The sequence below is a fragment of the Bacillus sp. CH_48 genome (assembly GCF_038008465.1).
Taxonomy (GTDB): domain Bacteria; phylum Bacillota; class Bacilli; order Bacillales; family Bacillaceae_G; genus Bacillus_A; species Bacillus_A thuringiensis_S.
The window spans coordinates 3,244,591-3,262,522 of sequence record NZ_JBBOZF010000001.1 but is presented as its reverse complement, the minus strand read 5'-3'; the positions used below and the strand labels follow the sequence as shown (position 1 = coordinate 3,262,522).

Below are 17,932 nucleotides of genomic sequence, written 5' to 3'. Positions count from 1 at the left end.
TCTTTCCTCCTACTGAATTTCTGCCATATTTATTTGTGAGTTTTTAACTGTAATTTCTTCATTTAAAACAGTTGGAATTGAATATTCTTCATTAATAATTTGTATCGCTCTATCCAAATGATAACGTTTAATAGCTTTATAACTATTCACACCAAATTCCCGATGTAACTGACTATAAATATCTCTATATCACTTTCTTCTAAGGCCGATATCCTGATAAGAATTTGAATTTTTACCTCCCAATAACATAACACCTAACCTCTTTACAGCCCTTATTATCTCTTCACACTCAATAGCATAAAGCGGCGTATTTTCTCGCAATTCCTTCACCTCAGACTTAATCTCTTGTATCTCCTGAGTATGCCCTTCTAACGCAGCAAATGTTAACTTTAAAACCCCCATTGGATCCTTTGGCACATTTTGTTGATTTTGTATATACTGCTTCATTCGTTTGAACTCTTTCATAAATTTAATTTTCATTCCAACCGCTTCTCTAGTGGTATATCCCATAACAAGTAACGTGAATGCTTCTTCTGTTAAATCATATTTAGGGATCCGCCTGTTCTTTGAATTAACATAAGTGGACTCGTGAAAATTTTCTCCTCCAAACTCTTCATCTACATATACAATTTGTTTTCGAACTTCCTTCAAAACGTCGAAGTGATCTTTTTTGAATATCTTTGCAATTACCAAACTATCCGTTACTACTTTGCCATTAACTTCAAATACTAATGAACTATGTACTGATGAGTCAGTTAATTGCCCCATCCTCACCTCCTCCTCACTACTAATTTTGAACTATCTTTATTGTATTGAGATAATTTCGCACTACGCATAATTCGTTGCTTTCTTTTTACAGATTAACTAATTATCGAAATTTAATATAAATACTATAATATGAACCCTTTTATTAAGTCATTATTCAATAATTCGGTTATCCATTTTAAGCAATTCTCCTCCGATTTCAATTCGCTTCGTTTTCTTCAAATTCAAAAAGATATTCCAAATTATGTTCTGGAAAAAAAGTTTTCTTAATTTCAAAAGCTTCATCATAATAAAAACGAAATTTACCATTTATTTTGTCGCTCACTGTTGCGTGGCGAAGTTTCAGATGCGAAGAAATTTGTGTAATCATAATTCTTTTTCTCGCCATCTCTGCACGCAAATTCGGATACATCGACTCACCACCTATTTTATGTACGATATTGCGTTCATTTCCATTTAAATATAAACTCAATTTCGTATTTAGTCAACAAAAAAAACGTATTTAAATACTCAATTTCGTATACATTTCTATTTACTAACAAATTCAGTTAGGTTATGATATATACAGAAATACGCAATATCGTATACATTTTAATACGAAAGATGGTGAAAGTAATGAAAAAAGCAGAGGTTGTAACACGCTTAATAAAAGAAGCTGGCTATAGCAAAAGAGCCTTCGCCGAAAAAATAGGTCTCCCCCCCACAACACTGCAATCCATGTTATCAAGAGGGATTGGTAAAGCATCTGTTGATAATGTAATAAAAGTTTGTAAGGGATTAGGAATCACTACTGATGATTTAGAAAAACTCGCAACCCAAGAGGACAATACTGTTAAAGAAGAAGTTTCTATTTATGAAACCATCCAAAACGATCAATCAAATATTATTCATATTCCTATCATTGGTTCTGTAGCAGCTGGTACACCTATATTCGCTGAAGAAAATATCGAAGGCTATTTACCAATGCTAAGTACATTTTTAAACAAGCGTAAAAAGTATTTTTACCTTACTGTAAAAGGCACTAGCATGAATCTCGAATTCCCTGATGGTTCTTATGTTTTAGTAGAGGAAACTCCTTATGTTGAAAACGGACAAATTGCTGTTGTAAAAGTCAATGGTTATGATGCTACCGTGAAAAAGATTTCAAAATCTGGAAGCATCATTACTTTAATACCATTGAGTAATGACCCTATCCACGAACCAAAAACTTACGATCTTTCAGCTGAAGATGTAAAAATCATTGGTCGCGTTGTACAGGCAGTAAAGAATTATTAAGTCATAGCACAAGTGATTTTTAAAAAAGATAAGATCGATTCTTTTGAAAAGATTTTCTTAGTAACATGATTCAAAATAACCAAAAACAATCCATTATCTAGTAGTTAACATATCCAATAACTTCACTAAAAAAGCCCTGATACCGTAGTATCAAGGCTTTTTCATTTCACAAATTATATAAAACTTACATTTATCTGATAATGTTTTTCTATGATATCACTACTTGTTATTAATTGTTGGCTTTTATGTGGCTGTTTTTCATTTTGCAACCATATAAAATTGTAATAATAGGGAATTAAAAAACCCTTGATACGAGTTGTATCAAGGGTTCAAGCCTCTTAGTATAGAGACATATATTGATCGCGTTCCCATTGGTGAACTTGTGTTCTAAAGATATCCCACTCAATCTCTTTCGCTTCGATGAAGTGCTCAAGTAAGTGTTCTCCTAGTGCACCGCATACTACTTCATTAGATTGTAATGTAACTAACGCTTGCGCTAATGTTGCTGGTAAGTCAACGATACCTGCTTCTTCGCGCTCTTCTTTTGTCATTACATAGATGTTACGGTCTACTGCAGCTGGTGGAGTTAATTTGTTTTTAATTCCATCAAGACCTGCAGCTAATAATGTAGCCATTACTAAATATGGGTTTGCAGCTGGGTCAACACTACGTACTTCTACGCGTGTACTAATACCACGAGATGCAGGGATACGTACTAACGGGCTACGGTTTTGTGCAGACCACGCTACGTAACAAGGCGCTTCATATCCAGGTACTAGACGTTTGTATGAGTTTACAGTTGGGTTTGCTATCGCTGTAAATGCTGGTGCATGTTTTAAAATACCTGCGATGAAGTGACGAGCATCATCACTTAATTGTAAGTCACCGTTTGCATTAAAGAATACGTTCTCACCATTTTTAAATAATGATAAGTTACAGTGCATACCTGAACCGTTCACACCGTATAGTGGTTTTGGCATAAACGTTGCGTGTAAACCATGTTTACGAGCAATTGTTTTTACAACAAGTTTGAATGTTTGAATGTCATCACATGAGCGAATTGCATTTGCATATTTAAAGTCAATTTCGTGCTGTCCTGGAGCAACCTCATGGTGAGATGCTTCAATTTCAAATCCCATTTCTTCAAGTTCAAGAACGATATCACGACGACAGTTTTCCCCTAGATCCATCGGCGCAAGGTCGAAGTATCCACCGTTATCGTTTAATTCTAATGTTGGATTTCCTTTTTCATCAACCTTAAATAGGAAGAATTCTGGCTCTGGTCCAAGATTGAAGTCTGAAAATCCTAAAGCTTCCATTTCTTTTAACACACGTTTTAAGTTGTTACGTGGGTCTCCATCAAATGGAGTGCCATCTGCATTGTAAATATCACAGATTAGTCGAGCTACTTTACCTTTTTCAGCTGTCCAAGGGAAAATTACCCAAGTGTCTAAATCAGGATATAAATACATATCAGATTCTTCAATACGTACGAAACCTTCAATCGAAGATCCATCAAACATCATTTTGTTATCAAGAGCTTTCGTTAATTGTCTCACTGGAATCTCTACGTTTTTAATTACCCCTAAAAGGTCCGTAAATTGTAAACGGATATACTTTACATTCTCTTCTTTCGCCAAACGGAAAATATCTTCTTTTGTGTATCTAGACATTATAAATTCCTCCTTAGTCCCTCTAATCGCCTTCAGAATCAGTTATCTTTAGTGAAAAAATCTTGAAATGTCACCTTGTCGCAATGAAGTTCGATTGAATCTACCTGTATGTTGTAGTTCATCTCGAAGTATTTTGCGAAGCTCAGTTTTTGAAATTTCTTTTGTTTCTTCTTTTACTTTCACTGCTTCTGTTTGATTTTCTTTCATTAGTAACACTTGCTTAATACCAGCCATATTCAAGCCTTGATCTAACAAATCTTTAATCTCTAACAACTTATCTACATCGTTAAATGAAAATAATCTACGATTCCCCTTTGTACGGGTTGGAGAAACAAGATTATGCTCTTCATAGTAGCGAATTTGACGTGCAGACAATTGTGTTAAATCCATAACAATACCAATTGGAAACAGCGGGGCAGAACGTCTATCTTCTTTCATTTTTCAGTTCCTCCTTCGCCTTAACTGCTTCTCATTTTATAACATGTTATGTTTAGTGTCAATAGATGTTAGCTTTTCTTACATGATTTTTTTATAAATTTTTTCATTCTTTTTTCTAATCGCATAAATCGTTACTTTTATACGAAAAAAGCTGCCGATATCGACAGCTCCCCTTTAAGAAATTGTTAATAAATTCTTTTCAATCAATTCATCAATCGCAGAACAAATCGCAATTTTAACATGCGAATACGTTAATCCACCTTGCACATATGCAACATACGGTGGTCTAATCGGACCATCAGCAGACAATTCAATACTTGCACCTTGAATAAACGTTCCCGCCGCCATAATTACATCATCTTCATAACCTGGCATATAGTTTGCATACGGAGTAAAATGCGAATTAATTGGAGATGCATATTGAATCGCTTGGCAGAAGGCAATCATACGGTCTTTATCATCAAATTGAACAGATTGAATTAAGTCTGTTCTTGGTGCATTCCACGCTGGTGACGTGTTCATTCCTAACTTTTCTAAAAACGCAGCTGTAAAAATTGCACCTTTCAGCGCTTGCCCTGCAACATGTGGCGCTAAGAAGAACCCTTGATACATTTCTTGCAGACTGTATAAAGACGCTCCAGCTTCCGCACCAATTCCCGGAGATGTTAAACGATATGCACACGCTTCAACATACTGTTCTTTACCGACAATGTAACCACCAGTTTTTACAATTCCCCCGCCTGGGTTTTTAATAAGCGAACCCGCCATTAAATCTGCACCAACATGACACGGCTCTTGCTCTTCAATAAACTCACCATAACAGTTATCTACAAACACAACAACATCAGGTTTAATTTCTTTAACAAACGCGATCATCTCTTTAATTTGAGAAATAGTAAACGATGGACGAGTAGCATAACCTTTCGAACGCTGAATACCGATCATTTTCGTATTACTATGAATAGCTGCTGCAACAGCTTCAAAATCAACAAGCCCACCTTCAGTTAGCGGAACTGCATTGTAACCAATATTATATTCTTTAAATGAACCTACACCTTTCCCACGCACGCCAACGATTTCCTCTAACGTATCATACGGTTTTCCAGTGATGTACAATAACTCATCTCCTGGACGTAAAATACCGAATAACGCTGTAGAAATAGCGTGAGTACCTGAAATAATTTGCGGACGAACAAGTCCAGCTTCCGCTCCAAACACATCAGCATACACTTTTTCTAACGAATCACGGCCAATATCATCATAACCATAACCTGTCGTCGGGATAAAATGCGAGTCACTAATTTTATGTTTACGAAAACTTTCTAATACACGAAACTGATTACTTTCAATTACTTCATCCGCACGTTTATGTACTTCTGTAATCTGACTCTCTACTTCTTTTACGATTGGAGCAATTTTTTCTCCATTTTTCAAACGATCAAACATTTTTATTTTCTCCTTCTTCCACTAAAAATCTCTTTAATTGCACATTAAGCGATGAATGAGTAAAAATATACCCTGCACAATCATATACAAATTTATCTTCCAGAAACTCCATCTTTGCTAATAGCGTTTCCGTCTTTAAAAGCGTTAATAACTTACCTTCACTCGGAGGGATTTCTACTCGATAACGATCCATTTCTTTCTTCATTTTCATTTCTATCGCTTCTTTTATACGCAATAAATCACTTTCTTCAAAAGCACTAGTCATTAAGAAATCACTTTTCGGAAACGGAATAAAGTTTTGATGTAATTCATCTTTTTTATTATATAACGTAATAATAGGAATATGATTAATTTCAAGTTCTGATAATAATCGTTTTACTGTTCTTTCATGCCCTATGTAGTTAGGATCCGCAGAATCAACTACATGTAAAATAACATCTGCTTCCCCCGCTTCTTCCAGTGTTGAACGAAAAGCAGCAATTAATGAAGTGGGTAAATCTTGTATAAAACCAACAGTATCAGTTAGTAATACTGTATAACCAGAAGGTAACGGCATCTTCCTCGTCGTTGGGTCTAGTGTTGCAAACAGAAGGTTTTCTTCAAACGTATTAGCTTCCGTTAATCTATTAAACAGTGTCGATTTCCCTGCATTTGTATAGCCTATTAATGAAACTTGAAATACTTTATTGTCTTTTCTTCTCTCACGATATCTTTTTCGGTGTTCCACAACAACTGCAAGTTGTTTCTTTATTTCATCAATACGCGATCGAATATGACGACGATCCGTCTCAAGTTTCGTCTCACCCGGTCCTCTCGTTCCAATACCACCACCAAGACGTGATAAGGACAACCCTTGACCCATAAGACGTGGCATTGTATATTGCAACTGAGCTAATTCTACTTGAAGCTTACCTTCCCTCGACTTCGCACGTTGCGCAAAAATATCTAGTATTAGTTGCGTTCGATCAATTACTCTCGCATCTAATACTGAGGATAAATTCCGAATTTGACTCGGCGTTAATTCATTATTAAATACAATAACATCCGGCTCTAATTCTTCAGTTAGCATTGTAAGCTCTTCTAATTTCCCTTTACCTATGTAAGTTGCCGGATGAAACTTTGGTCGTTTTTGCGTTGTTGAAACTAACACTTCCGCTCTCGCAGTCTTAGCTAGTGATGCAAGCTCTTTCATGGAATGCATAAATTTTTCATCATCATCTTGCGGCAATTGACAGCCTACTAATATGACTTTTTCTTTTTCTTCCATCAAATATGTTCACTCATCCTTTTCGAAATTTAAACCTTCTAATATAATAGCAGAGGAAGCACATTTCATCTAGTTAGCGGGGGAGAAAATTCATGGCATGGGAGATTTTTAGCATCATAGGCACAATCGCTTTCGCACTAAGCGGAGCCATTGTTGCAATGGAAGAGGATTATGATATTTTCGGGGTGTATATTTTAGGAATGGCAACCGCATTTGGGGGAGGTGCCCTTCGTAATTTATTAATCGGTTATCCGATTGTCGCGTTTTGGCAACAAGACATGTTATTCCAAATCGCACTTTTATCAATGACTATTATTTTTCTTTTTCCAAATAAGTTAATTAGACATTGGAAAAAGTGGGAAAATATCACTGACGCTATCGGCTTATCAGCATTTGCTGTACAAGGAGCATTATATGCTCAAAAATTAAATTTACCAATTAGCGCCACAATCGTGGCAGCTGTTTTAACTGGTATCGGCGGCGGTATCATTCGCGACCTTTTAGCCCGCAGAAAACCTCTCGTTCTTCGAGCTGAAGTATATGCCTTTTGGACAATTTTAGCAGGTTTCTTAATTGGCGCTCAAATTATTGTTAGCGATTGGGCTCTTTACATTTTATTCATTTTAATTGTTTGCTTCCGCATGGTTTCTATTCATTACAAATGGCATTTACCGCACAGACGTATCGAAACGAAAGAACGTTCAATGCATAAATAGCAATCTAACCTCTTTACATATCGTAAAGAGGTTTTTCTTTTCTAACGATTTTTTCTTTATATAATGTTTATACTAATTTTTAAAGTGAGGTGAATACAAATGACAAACCACGTTAATAAAGGAGCTCAAAAAAGTTCAGTAAACCAATTTGGACACGACCCTAATTCAGCACACGAAAAGAGCGCTAAAATGGAACGCTTCCATAAAGCGCACCAAGAAAAAGCAAAAAAAGAGTAAACGAACTTATACACAAAAATAGACGCACAGTTTATGTACTGTGCGTCTCCTCTTCGAGCATCAAATCCATACTCGATATTCCAATTAAATCATTTTTATCATACGTATCTTCTTGCAACAACCGCATCGCCTGTGTACGAATTGATTTTTCAACAATATTCCGTACATACCGCCCATTACTAAACGATGTAATTTGCGACGAATACTTCACCGCATGTAAATGATCCCTAAATTTCCATTCAGCTTCTTTCGATAACTGATATTCACGATCTTCATACATTCTCTTTCCAATTTCCAATAGCTGATTTACCGAGTAATCCGCAAATTCAATAATAAATGGAAAACGAGATTGCAGCCCTGGATTTAATGAAAGAAAGTGATTCATCTCTCTTGAATATCCAGCTAAAATCAATACAAAACCATGTTGTTTATCTTCCATATGTTTTACAAGCGTATCAATTGCTTCTTTTCCAAAGTCCTTCTCTCCTCCTCGAGCTAAAGAATAAGCCTCATCAATAAACAAAATACCTCCCATTGCTTTTTTTATTAAGTCTCTTGTTTTTTGAGCTGTATGGCCGATATACTCTCCTACAAGATCAGCACGTTCAGCTTCAACCAAGTGGCCTTTCGATAGAATATTCATCTCAAACAGCAATTTCCCTATCATTCTAGCAACAGTTGTCTTCCCTGTACCCGGATTCCCTTTAAACAACATATGAAGTACTTGCTTCTCAGACTTCAATCCCTTCTCTTGTCTTTTTTTATTCACATAAATCCAAGCATATATTTCTTTTATTATCTTTTTTATATCATCCATCCCAACAAGCTTCCCCATCTCTTCTTCAATTCTCTGCAGCATTTCATGTTTAATTGTAGTTTCATTTGAAATTACCGTTTTATTTTCTGTGGCTGGCAAAGAAATTTTCTTTCGATGGTTTAACACAATATTAATTTGATTGTTGTTTTTCTTTCGCATCGATTGTTCCATACAATCACCTCATTTTATCCCGCTATTTGCGGGCAGTAAGACTCCCACCTCGACATTCAGCAAACGCTTGGTATTTAAGCCCGTAAATGCCCGATTGGTTCAACTAATAATCGCAGAGGATGAACAAAATCCCCACTGATTATAGTTTCACTTTATCCACTCACCAAATATTATTATTCCTGTCCCCCTTGTAAATGCCTATTTTCAGAAAAGTTTGCTATAATATAAGAAATAATTAAGGTGGTGGGACTATGGATACAACGGAATTCCATGATACAATACAAGCCTTTTCTATTTTTTTATTGAATAAAGGCCGAAAACCTTCAACTATTAAACGTTATGTTTATGACGTTGAAGACTTCGGACATTGGTTAGAAAAAAACAAAAAGCTCCCTTCCAGTAATATATGGGCTACACTTTGTACAAAAGACTACGAAGATTACTTTTCCGATTTAAAAACGAATCGACATTACTCAGAAAAAACGATGCATCGTGTATTTACTGTACTAAATAGAATGCATCACTTTCTAAACATTCCCAATCCATTGAAGAATATGGAAATATCTATTCAACCAGACCGTACACTTCGTAACGAAGATTTCATTTCACCTGATGAAGAAAAAAGATTAAAGTATATAGTCACTTCATTAGAAGGACTTTCAGAAAAACAACTTCCTGTGCGCCCTTTATTAATGGATCGCAATATCGCCATTTTAAATTTATTGATCGACTACGGTTTATCCTTACAGGAACTTACAGCATTAACAATGCATCACGTTCACTTTGAAACTAACACATTGTCAATCCCAGCAACCGCAGGTGTAGAAAGAACAATTACATTAGCAAAAGAAGACAAAAAACAACTATATAATTATTACAAAAGTATCCCAGAACCAGTTCGTCCTAAGTATCATAGTGATGATTCATTGTTTGTCGCATTTGATTTTAACCGCGGAACATACAGGTGGGTATATGAAAATGATGCACCAAAGGCATTAACGGAAATTGCTATACAAAAAATGATTCGCCTCGAAGTGGCTAGAGCCAATTTACGTAAAGGAATTTCAGGACAACATTTTCGTAACACCTATATTTTAAACTTAATAAAAAAAGAAACTCCTGAATCAGAAATTATAAAACTCGCTGGATTCAAATCAAAAATTTCATTAAAGCGATATTATCAATACGCAGAAAATAGAAAAAACGCCTTATTGTAAGGCGTTTTTTCTATTTTTTCTTTAAACAAACGATTTTACTATGACCATTTAACTAATTTCTGCATCTACTATGATGAGTTTCGTTCACATTTTCATGAGAAAGGAGAGATTTAATGTCTCGTTATAACGACAGTCAAAACAAATTCTCCAAACCATGCTTTCCAAGTAGCGCCGGACGAATCCCAAATACTCCATCAATCCCAATTACTAAAGCTCAACTTAGAACATTTCGTGCGATTATTATTGATTTAACAAAAATAATCCCAAAACTTTTCGCAAATCCATCTCCCCAAAACATTGAAGATCTAATCGATACATTGAACCTACTAAGTAAATTTATTTGTTCACTAGACGCTACTTCCTCCCTGAAAGCACAAGGGTTAGCTATTATTAAAAACTTAATAACTATATTAAGAAATCCAACCTTTGTAGCAAGCGCTGTATTTATTGAACTTCAAAATCTCATTAACTATTTACTATACATTACAAAATTATTCCGAATTGACCCTTGCACACTTCAAGAGCTTCTTAAATTAATAGCAGCATTACAAACTGCTCTAGTTAATTCTGCTTCGTTCATTCAAGGACCTACCGGACCTACTGGGCCTACTGGACCAGCAGGCGCTACTGGTGCCACTGGACCTCGAGGTAACACGGGCGCTACTGGACCTCAGGGACCTCAAGGTAACACAGGCGCTACCGGCGCTACTGGACCTCAGGGGCCTCAAGGTAACACAGGGCTACCGGCTAGGCGCTCAAGGACCTGCTGCTACCGGTGCTACCGGACCTCAGGGGCCTCAAGGTAACACAGGCGCTACCGGCAATACAGGCGCTCAAGGACCTGCGGGTGCTACCGGCGCTACAGGTGCTACTGGACCTCAAGGTGTTCAAGGTAACAAGGTAACACACGGGGCTACTGGTGCTGGACCTCAAGGTGCAAGGTACGGGTGCTACTGGCGCTACTGGACCTCAAGGTGTTCAAGGTAACACAGGTGCTACGGGTGCTACTGGACCTCAAGGTCTTCAAGGGTGCCTCAAGGTAACACAGGCGCTACCGGCAATACAGGCGCTCAAGGACCTGCGGGTGCTACCGGTGCTACAGGTGCTACTGGACCTCAAGGTGTTCAAGGTAACACAGGTGCTACTGGTGCTACTGGACCTCAAGGTGTTCAAGGTAACACAGGTGCTACGGGCTGCTACTGGTGCCTCAAGGTAACACTGGACCTCAAGGTGTTAACAAGGCGCTACTGGTGCTACTGGACCTCAAGGTGTTCAAGGTAACAACTGGACCTCAAGGTGTTCAAGGTAACACAGGTGCCACTGGTATAGGGTGCTGGACCTACTGGACCTCAGGGGCCTCAAGGTAACACGGGTGCTACTGGCGCTACTGGACCTCAAGGTGTTCAAGGTAACACAGGTGCTACGGGTGCTACTGGACCTCAAGGTGTTCAAGGTAACACAGGTGCTACGGGTGCTACTGGACCTCAAGGTGTTCAAGGTAACACAGGTGCTACGGGTGCTACTGGACCTCAAGGTGTTCAAGGTAACACAGGTGCTACTGGTGCTACTGGACCTCAAGGTGTTCAAGGTAACACGGGTGCTACCGGTGCTACGGGTGCCTACTGGACCTCAAGGTGTTCAAGGTAACACAGGTGCTACGGGTGCTACTGGACCTCAAGGTGTTCAAGGTAACACAGGTGCTACTGGTGCCACTGGACCTCAAGGTGTTCAAGGTAACACAGGTGCTACGCTACTGGTGCTACTGGACCTCAAGGTGTTCAAGGTAACACAGGTGCTACGGGTGCTACTGGACCTCAAGGTGTTCAAGGTAACACAGGTGCTACTGGTGCCACTGGACCTCAAGGTGTTCAAGGTAACACAGGTGCTACTGGTGCTACTGGACCTCAAGGTGTTCAAGGTAACACAGGTGCTACGGGTGCCACTGGACCTCAAGGTGTTCAAGGTAACACAGGTGCTACGGGTGCTACTGGACCTCAAGGCGTTCAAGGTAACACGGGTGCTACCGGCGCTACTGGACCTCAAGGTGTTCAAGGTAACACGGGTGCTACGGGTGCTACGGGTGCCACTGGACCTCAAGGTGTTCAAGGACCTGCTGGTGCTACCGGCGCTACTGGACCTCAAGGTGTTCAAGGTAACACAGGTGCTACGGGTGCTACGGGTGCCACTGGCGCTACTGGTATAGGAGTTACCGGACCTACCGGACCTTCTGGCGGGCCTCCTGGACCTACTGGACCTCAGGGGCCTCAGGGTAACACGGGTGCTACTGGACCTCAAGGTGTTCAAGGTAACACAGGCGCTACTGGTGCCACTGGACCTCAAGGTGTTCAAGGTAACACAGGCGCTACTGGTGCCACTGGACCTCAAGGTGTTCAAGGTAACACAGGTGCTACTGGTGCCACTGGACCTCAAGGTGTTCAAGGTAACACGGGTGCTACCGGCGCTACCGGACCTCAAGGCATTCAAGGACCAACGGGTGCTACCGGCGCTACTGGTATAGGAGTTACTGGACCTACTGGACCTTCTGGTGGGCCTACCGGACCTACTGGGCCAACTGGACCTAGCTTCCCTGTAGCAACAATTGTTGTAACAAACAATATTCAGCAAACAGTACTGCAATTTAATAACTTTATTTTTAGTACTGCAATTAACGTAAACAATATTATCTTCAACGGCACAGATACAGTTACTGTTATCAACGGTGGTATTTATGTAATTAGCGTATCCATTTCTACAACTGCGCCAGGATGCGCTCCACTCGGAGTAGGAATTTCAATTAATGGAGCAGTCGCAACTGATAATTTCTCTTCAAATTTAATAGGCGACTCACTTTCATTTACTACAATCGAAACATTAGTAGCTGGTGCAAGAATTTCTGTCCAATCTACTCTTAATGAGATTACGATTCCTGCGACAGGAAATACTAACATCCGCCTTACTGTATTTAGAATCGCTTAAATTTCACTATATATTGTTTATGACAAATAAAAAAAGAGCGAGAAACTCGCTCTTTTTTTGTTATGTACAATAATTCATTACTATTCTAATTCAATTGAAACATTTTTTTGTGGTACAAATGTAGAAATTGCATGTTTATAAATAAGCTGTTGCTTACCTTCTGTTTCCAGTAGGACTGTAAAATTATCAAATCCTTTAATTAGTCCACGAAGCTGGAAACCATTTAATAAGTACAGCGTAACAAACGTATTTTCTTTACGGAGTTGATTTAAAAACTGATCTTGAATATTGATTGATTGCTTCATGTCGAATCCTCCTCTTTTTCTCTACTTACTATTATTCGACTTTACTTGTAACTTTCCTTCTATGTATCGTAAAATTTCTGACGTTTTTTCACCGTCTGTAACATCAAACCACGTGACATCCATTTTATTACGGAACCACGTTAATTGACGCTTTGCATAACGACGCGAATTCGTCTTTAATTGTGATACCGCATCTTCTAAAGAGGCTCGATTCTCAAAATAATCATAGATTTCTTTATATCCAATCGCTTGAATAGATTGACAATCTCGTATCCCTCTATTATACAGCCCTTCTACTTCCTCTAATAGGCCTTGTTCCATCATCAAATCCACTCGTAAGTTAATGCGATCGTATAGCATTTCTCGATCCATTGTCAAGCCAATTAATGAAACATCATAGAGTAACTCTTTTTCTTGTTTCTCAATTTGGTCACTCATTTTTTCACCCGTCGTGTGGAAAATTTCTAACGCCCGAATGACACGTCGTACATTATTTGCATGAATACGCTCTGCACTTTCTGGATCTACTTCTTGCAATTTTTTATGTACATATTCCACACCGCGTTCTAAAGCTAACTTTTCCATTTGCTCTCGGTATATCACATCACCAGCATCATCTGTAAACTGATAATCAAATAAAACAGATTGTATATAAAGACCGGTTCCACCAACTATAATTGGTAAGTTACCACGTTCTGTAATTTCTTGAATATGCTTGCGAACACGTTCTTGAAATTCCGCGACAGAAAATGAATCTTCCGGATTTTTTATATCGACCATATAATGTGGAATTCCGTCCATCTCTGCTTTTGTTACCTTTGCAGTTCCAATATCCATCGTTCGATAGATCTGCATGGAATCACCACTAATAATTTCACCGTTCAACGCTTTGGCAAGATCGATACTTAACTTCGTCTTTCCAACAGCAGTTGGTCCAATGATGACAGCAACTTTTTCACGTTGCAATTCTCCCATATCATTCAACTCTCTTTATGTAATATACTCCATCTATTGATTATACCCAATCTTACCAATTTTAACGGCATGATTGCAAGTTCTTTCATTTCGGTACATGAAATTACATATAAAAAAGAACATAGTTTGTCCAATTCTGCATATACATGATAAAAATAGTTTCGAGAGGATGAGTTAACTATGAAACAATCCACCATCAATTTTTCATCTTTGACAAAAGACCTCATTTTAGCTACTTCTACAAAAGAACAAAATTGTTCACAAGAGGAATTATACTTCGCCCTAAATTGTTTACTACGGGCTTTTCATTCTACTCTCCATGAAACAACATTACATGTAGAAAATAAAAATACAGAATATATACAAACGCAATTTTGCAGTGCATATAAAATTATTACAGGTAAAACTATTTATCCATTTCAATAATCCATAAAAAGCGGCTGCTTACATAATTTCAAGCAACCGCTTTTTATATTAATATCGATAACCTATTGTATAACTTTCACTTTTACAGATTTGCGCCCCCAGCTATTAGCACTACCATCTGAACCGACTAATACATCAATACGATTTCCTTTAATCGCACCACCAGTGTCTCCAGCAATCGCTTCTCCATATCCTTCTACCCATACTTTTGAGCCAAGCGGAATTACTTTCGGATCAACAGCAATTACTTTCATATTTGGATTTGCTGTCAAATCATGCCCCATTGCAGTTAATACACGACCACCATACGAACCATTCTCACTCGGATCTGCTGTATATGCCGTCGCTTCTACTGTAATTTCACGACCACCAGTCGGCGCACTTGTTTCAGTAGATTTCGCAACTGGTTTTGCAGCCGGCTTTTCTTTTACCACAGGTTTACTTGATTCTACCTTCTTAATAGAATCGTTACTCTTAACAGACTCTTTATTCTTAACTGCTGTATTATTTTTAACCGGCGTATTTGTTCTAGCCGGCGCTTCTTCTTGAGCTACAACTTCTTTCTTTTCAATTACAGGTGCCGTTCCTGTTAAAAATGGCACGTGAACATATCCGACTTTTCCATTGTAGTCGAATTGTAACCATTCATTTTGAACTTGATTCGTCGTTTCAATCACATCACCTTTATTAAGTTTACCTAAAATTTCAGAATCAGTATTCGCTCCAGCACGAACATTTAATACGCCCGCCGTTACATAATATGTGCTCTTTGTAAACTCAGCACTTACAAACGCTTCCTTACCGTTCAACTTAATTTTTGTCCATCCATTTTCTGTATTTATAACATCTAGTGTATTCCCACTTAACACTTTACCTACAAGCTTTGACTCTACATTTGGGTTTTCTCTAACATTTAATACGTCTGTTGTTACAATTGTTTCCGCTTTAGCAGAACCTGCAAAAATCCCAAGACCAAAAACTGCTGCTGTTGCTATACTTAATAATTTTTTCATGAATAGCCTCCATTTGCTTTGTTTTCGTATTTTCATTATAGCAACAGATTTTTAGAATTTTTAGAAATCACACAATTACAAAGCATTCGTAATATACGATTAATGAGCTGTAACATAAATTTCCATATTAATAAAATGTATTTTTAATACAATCTCCAATGGTTTTCATATATTTTTTACATACGAGCACAAGAACTTTTTCCAGAAAAAATTACAGTGTTACTTTTTTGTTACAAAAAACCCAAAATTCATTACATCTTTTACCAAAAAGCATCAATATTCCATTGTTAACCTATTTTTTTGTAATAAAAAGAAAGCAGCTACTAAAAGCTGCTCTCTTTTCATTTGTTATTGAACTTTCTTTTTCCAAACACCTAGCATAATAGCCGAGACAATCGTTCCAATTAATATAGAGAAAATATATAGTAACGGTTTATTTACTAATGCTATTACAAATAATCCACCATGCGGTGCCGGTAATGTAATTTGGAATAACATAGATAACGCACCTGCAATACTTGAACCAACAACACAACTTACGATTACTCGAACCGGATCTGCAGCTGCAAACGGAATCGCACCTTCTGTAATGAACGATGCTCCCATAATATAATTTGTTAAACCAGATTTACGTTCCGCTTCTGTAAACTTTGATTTAAAGAATGTAGTTGCGAATGCAATCGCAAGTGGCGGTACCATACCACCAGCCATAACTGCTGAGTGCACTCCAAAATTCTGTGCTTCTATTGCAGCAATACCAAACGTAAATGCCGCTTTATTAATTGGACCACCCATATCAATTGCCATCATACCACCTAAAATAAGACCTAGTAATATAGCATTCGTACCATTTAAACCATTTAACCACCCTGTCAACATTTCATTTAATGCTACTACAGGCGGAATTACTACTTTTTGCATTACAACTCCTGTAATCAATAATCCAAAGACTGGATATAACAAAACAGGTTTAATTCCTTCTAATTGTACTGGTAGTCCTGAAAATAATCTTTTTAACCCTAAAACAACATATCCAGCTAAGAAACCAGCAATTAATCCACCTAAAAATCCAGCATTCGCATTCGCCGCTAAAAATCCACCTACAACACCAGGCATAAAACCAGGACGATCAGCAATAGAGCTTGCAATAAATCCAGCTAAAATTGGTACAAGGAATAAAAACGCACCTGTTTTTCCTCCACCAATTGACATGAACAATTCAGCTAAAGGACCTTCCGCCTTTATACCACCAAACGAAAATGCTAGCGCTATTAAAATCCCGCCACCAACAACGAATGGAAGCATATTACTTACACCGCTCATTAAATGCTTATAAATTCCTAATCCTTTTTCTCTCTCAATACTTTCTGTTTTCCCATCCTCTTTTACACCTTTAAAGATTGGTGCATCTTGTTTGACAGCTCGTTTAAGCAGATTTTCCGTTTTTCTAATCCCATCAGCAACTGGCACTTGAATGACATGTTTACCAGCAAAACGATTCATTTCTACTTGTTTATCTGCCGCAACAATAATAGCTGTTGCACGTTCAATATCCTCTTTCGTTAAACCGTTTTTAATACCTGTTGATCCGTTCGTTTCAACTTTAATCGCTATTCCTAACTCTGCCGCTTTTGCTTTTAAGCTATCCGCCGCCATATATGTGTGAGCGATTCCAGTTGGGCAAGCTGTAACAGCAAGTACGTACGGTTCATTTCCTTCTGGTTTTGCAACTTCAATCTCTTCTTCTTTTTCATTCTCTTTTTCATCAAATAGTTGAAGAAGCTCACTTTCATCCTTCGCTTCTAATAGTTGCTTGCGAAACCCTTCATCCATTAATAATGTCGATAAACGAGACAACGTTTCTAAATGAGTATTATTCGCTCCTTCACTTGCAGCAATCATAAAGAATAAGTGTGCCGGTTGTCCATCAAGCGACTCATAATTGATACCGCTTACACTTCTACCAAAACAAATCGATGGTTGTTTAACAGCCTTTGTCTTCGCATGAGGTATTGCAATACCTTCCCCTATTCCAGTCGTACTTTGGGACTCCCGCTTTAAAATAGCTTCTTTAAATTCCGTTTTACTATTTAAACGATTTGCCCCGTTTAATTTCTCAACTAATTCATCTATGACAGCTTCTTTATTTGAAGCTGTCAAATCCATAATGACTGTATCCCTTTTTAATAGTTCTGTAATTTTCATATGTTGCTTC

The 17,932-nt window shown here is 37.9% G+C and carries 15 protein-coding genes and 2 pseudogenes; 6 read left to right on the top strand and 11 right to left on the bottom strand.

Annotated features, from left to right (window positions below):
- Positions 1 to 9 precede the first annotated feature (9 nt).
- A pseudogene (locus N2V92_RS16495) lies at positions 10 to 768 on the bottom strand (ORF6C domain-containing protein).
- A 196-nt stretch (positions 769 to 964) separates the two neighbouring features.
- A complete protein-coding gene (locus N2V92_RS16490) occupies positions 965 to 1,177 on the bottom strand; it encodes a hypothetical protein (protein ID WP_000283430.1) in 213 nt (70 codons plus the stop codon).
- 203 nt (positions 1,178 to 1,380) lie between these two features.
- Between N2V92_RS16490 and N2V92_RS16485 the strand changes: the two genes are divergently transcribed.
- Positions 1,381 to 2,040: a LexA family protein gene (locus N2V92_RS16485; protein WP_000708856.1), complete on the top strand. Its 660-nt coding sequence runs from the start codon at positions 1,381 to 1,383 to the stop codon at positions 2,038 to 2,040.
- Positions 2,041 to 2,378: 338 nt separating this feature from the next.
- On the opposite strand, the gene glnA is transcribed toward N2V92_RS16485, so the two are convergent.
- From glnA to hflX, 4 genes are all read right to left on the bottom strand, one after another.
- Positions 2,379 to 3,713, bottom strand: coding sequence for a type I glutamate--ammonia ligase (glnA, locus tag N2V92_RS16480; RefSeq protein WP_016077367.1), 1,335 nt, complete (start codon positions 3,711 to 3,713; stop codon positions 2,379 to 2,381).
- Positions 3,714 to 3,761: 48 nt separating this feature from the next.
- Positions 3,762 to 4,151: a transcriptional repressor GlnR gene (gene glnR / locus N2V92_RS16475; RefSeq protein ID WP_000656783.1), complete on the bottom strand. Its 390-nt coding sequence runs from the start codon at positions 4,149 to 4,151 to the stop codon at positions 3,762 to 3,764.
- Between the two features lie 174 nt (positions 4,152 to 4,325).
- Positions 4,326 to 5,597: a methionine gamma-lyase family protein gene (locus N2V92_RS16470; RefSeq protein WP_000460287.1), complete on the bottom strand. Its 1,272-nt coding sequence runs from the start codon at positions 5,595 to 5,597 to the stop codon at positions 4,326 to 4,328.
- Positions 5,590 to 6,864, bottom strand: a complete 1,275-nt coding sequence (gene hflX, locus N2V92_RS16465) for a GTPase HflX (protein ID WP_000391414.1) — start codon at positions 6,862 to 6,864, stop codon at positions 5,590 to 5,592. Before hflX ends, N2V92_RS16470 begins: the two co-directional genes overlap by 8 nt.
- Positions 6,865 to 6,956: 92 nt before the next feature.
- Between hflX and N2V92_RS16460 the strand changes: the two genes are divergently transcribed.
- A complete protein-coding gene (locus tag N2V92_RS16460; RefSeq protein WP_000312267.1) occupies positions 6,957 to 7,580 on the top strand; it encodes a trimeric intracellular cation channel family protein in 624 nt (207 codons plus the stop codon).
- A gap of 99 nt (positions 7,581 to 7,679) precedes the next feature.
- A complete protein-coding gene (locus tag N2V92_RS16455; protein ID WP_000181505.1) occupies positions 7,680 to 7,817 on the top strand; it encodes a hypothetical protein in 138 nt (45 codons plus the stop codon).
- Positions 7,818 to 7,848: 31 nt separating this feature from the next.
- Here N2V92_RS16455 and spoVK read toward each other — a convergent pair whose 3' ends face one another.
- Entirely contained in the window at positions 7,849 to 8,805 is a 957-nt protein-coding gene (gene spoVK, locus N2V92_RS16450; RefSeq protein WP_000438196.1) for a stage V sporulation protein K, read from the bottom strand.
- A gap of 251 nt (positions 8,806 to 9,056) precedes the next feature.
- On the opposite strand from spoVK, the gene N2V92_RS16445 reads away from it, so the two are divergent.
- Together N2V92_RS16445 and N2V92_RS16440 are read left to right on the top strand one after the other, a co-directional pair.
- Positions 9,057 to 10,022 (top strand): tyrosine-type recombinase/integrase, encoded by a 966-nt coding sequence (locus N2V92_RS16445; RefSeq protein ID WP_000381624.1) that lies wholly within the window; start codon positions 9,057 to 9,059, stop codon positions 10,020 to 10,022.
- 113 nt (positions 10,023 to 10,135) lie between these two features.
- Positions 10,136 to 12,998 (top strand): annotated as a pseudogene (locus tag N2V92_RS16440) (Gly-Xaa-Xaa repeat protein).
- Between the two features lie 80 nt (positions 12,999 to 13,078).
- Here N2V92_RS16440 and hfq read toward each other — a convergent pair.
- Both hfq and miaA read right to left on the bottom strand, forming a co-directional pair.
- On the bottom strand, positions 13,079 to 13,303 hold the full coding sequence (hfq, locus tag N2V92_RS16435) for an RNA chaperone Hfq (protein WP_000813896.1): 225 nt from the start codon (positions 13,301 to 13,303) through the stop codon (positions 13,079 to 13,081).
- A 21-nt stretch (positions 13,304 to 13,324) separates the two neighbouring features.
- Positions 13,325 to 14,278 (bottom strand): tRNA (adenosine(37)-N6)-dimethylallyltransferase MiaA, encoded by a 954-nt coding sequence (miaA, locus tag N2V92_RS16430; RefSeq protein WP_000504289.1) that lies wholly within the window; start codon positions 14,276 to 14,278, stop codon positions 13,325 to 13,327.
- Positions 14,279 to 14,458: 180 nt separating this feature from the next.
- Here miaA and N2V92_RS16425 point away from each other — a divergent pair, with 180 nt between their 5' ends.
- Positions 14,459 to 14,704, top strand: coding sequence for a hypothetical protein (locus N2V92_RS16425; RefSeq protein ID WP_000814430.1), 246 nt, complete (start codon positions 14,459 to 14,461; stop codon positions 14,702 to 14,704).
- A gap of 62 nt (positions 14,705 to 14,766) precedes the next feature.
- On the opposite strand, the gene entD is transcribed toward N2V92_RS16425, so the two are convergent.
- Both entD and N2V92_RS16415 read right to left on the bottom strand, forming a co-directional pair.
- Positions 14,767 to 15,717: a cell wall-binding protein EntD gene (gene entD / locus N2V92_RS16420; RefSeq protein ID WP_000735454.1), complete on the bottom strand. Its 951-nt coding sequence runs from the start codon at positions 15,715 to 15,717 to the stop codon at positions 14,767 to 14,769.
- 348 nt (positions 15,718 to 16,065) lie between these two features.
- On the bottom strand, positions 16,066 to 17,922 hold the full coding sequence (locus tag N2V92_RS16415; protein WP_000704609.1) for a PTS fructose transporter subunit IIABC: 1,857 nt from the start codon (positions 17,920 to 17,922) through the stop codon (positions 16,066 to 16,068).
- Positions 17,923 to 17,932: the final 10 nt, after the last annotated feature.

What these genes read in the sequence shown, in the direction of transcription:
- N2V92_RS16490 (WP_000283430.1), bottom strand. Translation starts at nt 1,177, where the DNA reads ATGTATCCGAATTTGCGTGCAGAGATGGCGAGAAAAAGAATTATGATT.
- N2V92_RS16485 (WP_000708856.1), top strand. Translation starts at nt 1,381, where the DNA reads ATGAAAAAAGCAGAGGTTGTAACACGCTTAATAAAAGAAGCTGGCTAT.
- glnA (WP_016077367.1), bottom strand. Translation starts at nt 3,713, where the DNA reads ATGTCTAGATACACAAAAGAAGATATTTTCCGTTTGGCGAAAGAAGAG.
- glnR (WP_000656783.1), bottom strand. Translation starts at nt 4,151, where the DNA reads ATGAAAGAAGATAGACGTTCTGCCCCGCTGTTTCCAATTGGTATTGTT.
- N2V92_RS16470 (WP_000460287.1), bottom strand. Translation starts at nt 5,597, where the DNA reads ATGTTTGATCGTTTGAAAAATGGAGAAAAAATTGCTCCAATCGTAAAA.
- hflX (WP_000391414.1), bottom strand. Translation starts at nt 6,864, where the DNA reads ATGGAAGAAAAAGAAAAAGTCATATTAGTAGGCTGTCAATTGCCGCAA.
- N2V92_RS16460 (WP_000312267.1), top strand. Translation starts at nt 6,957, where the DNA reads ATGGCATGGGAGATTTTTAGCATCATAGGCACAATCGCTTTCGCACTA.
- N2V92_RS16455 (WP_000181505.1), top strand. Translation starts at nt 7,680, where the DNA reads ATGACAAACCACGTTAATAAAGGAGCTCAAAAAAGTTCAGTAAACCAA.
- spoVK (WP_000438196.1), bottom strand. Translation starts at nt 8,805, where the DNA reads ATGGAACAATCGATGCGAAAGAAAAACAACAATCAAATTAATATTGTG.
- N2V92_RS16445 (WP_000381624.1), top strand. Translation starts at nt 9,057, where the DNA reads ATGGATACAACGGAATTCCATGATACAATACAAGCCTTTTCTATTTTT.
- hfq (WP_000813896.1), bottom strand. Translation starts at nt 13,303, where the DNA reads ATGAAGCAATCAATCAATATTCAAGATCAGTTTTTAAATCAACTCCGT.
- miaA (WP_000504289.1), bottom strand. Translation starts at nt 14,278, where the DNA reads ATGGGAGAATTGCAACGTGAAAAAGTTGCTGTCATCATTGGACCAACT.
- N2V92_RS16425 (WP_000814430.1), top strand. Translation starts at nt 14,459, where the DNA reads ATGAAACAATCCACCATCAATTTTTCATCTTTGACAAAAGACCTCATT.
- entD (WP_000735454.1), bottom strand. Translation starts at nt 15,717, where the DNA reads ATGAAAAAATTATTAAGTATAGCAACAGCAGCAGTTTTTGGTCTTGGG.
- N2V92_RS16415 (WP_000704609.1), bottom strand. Translation starts at nt 17,922, where the DNA reads ATGAAAATTACAGAACTATTAAAAAGGGATACAGTCATTATGGATTTG.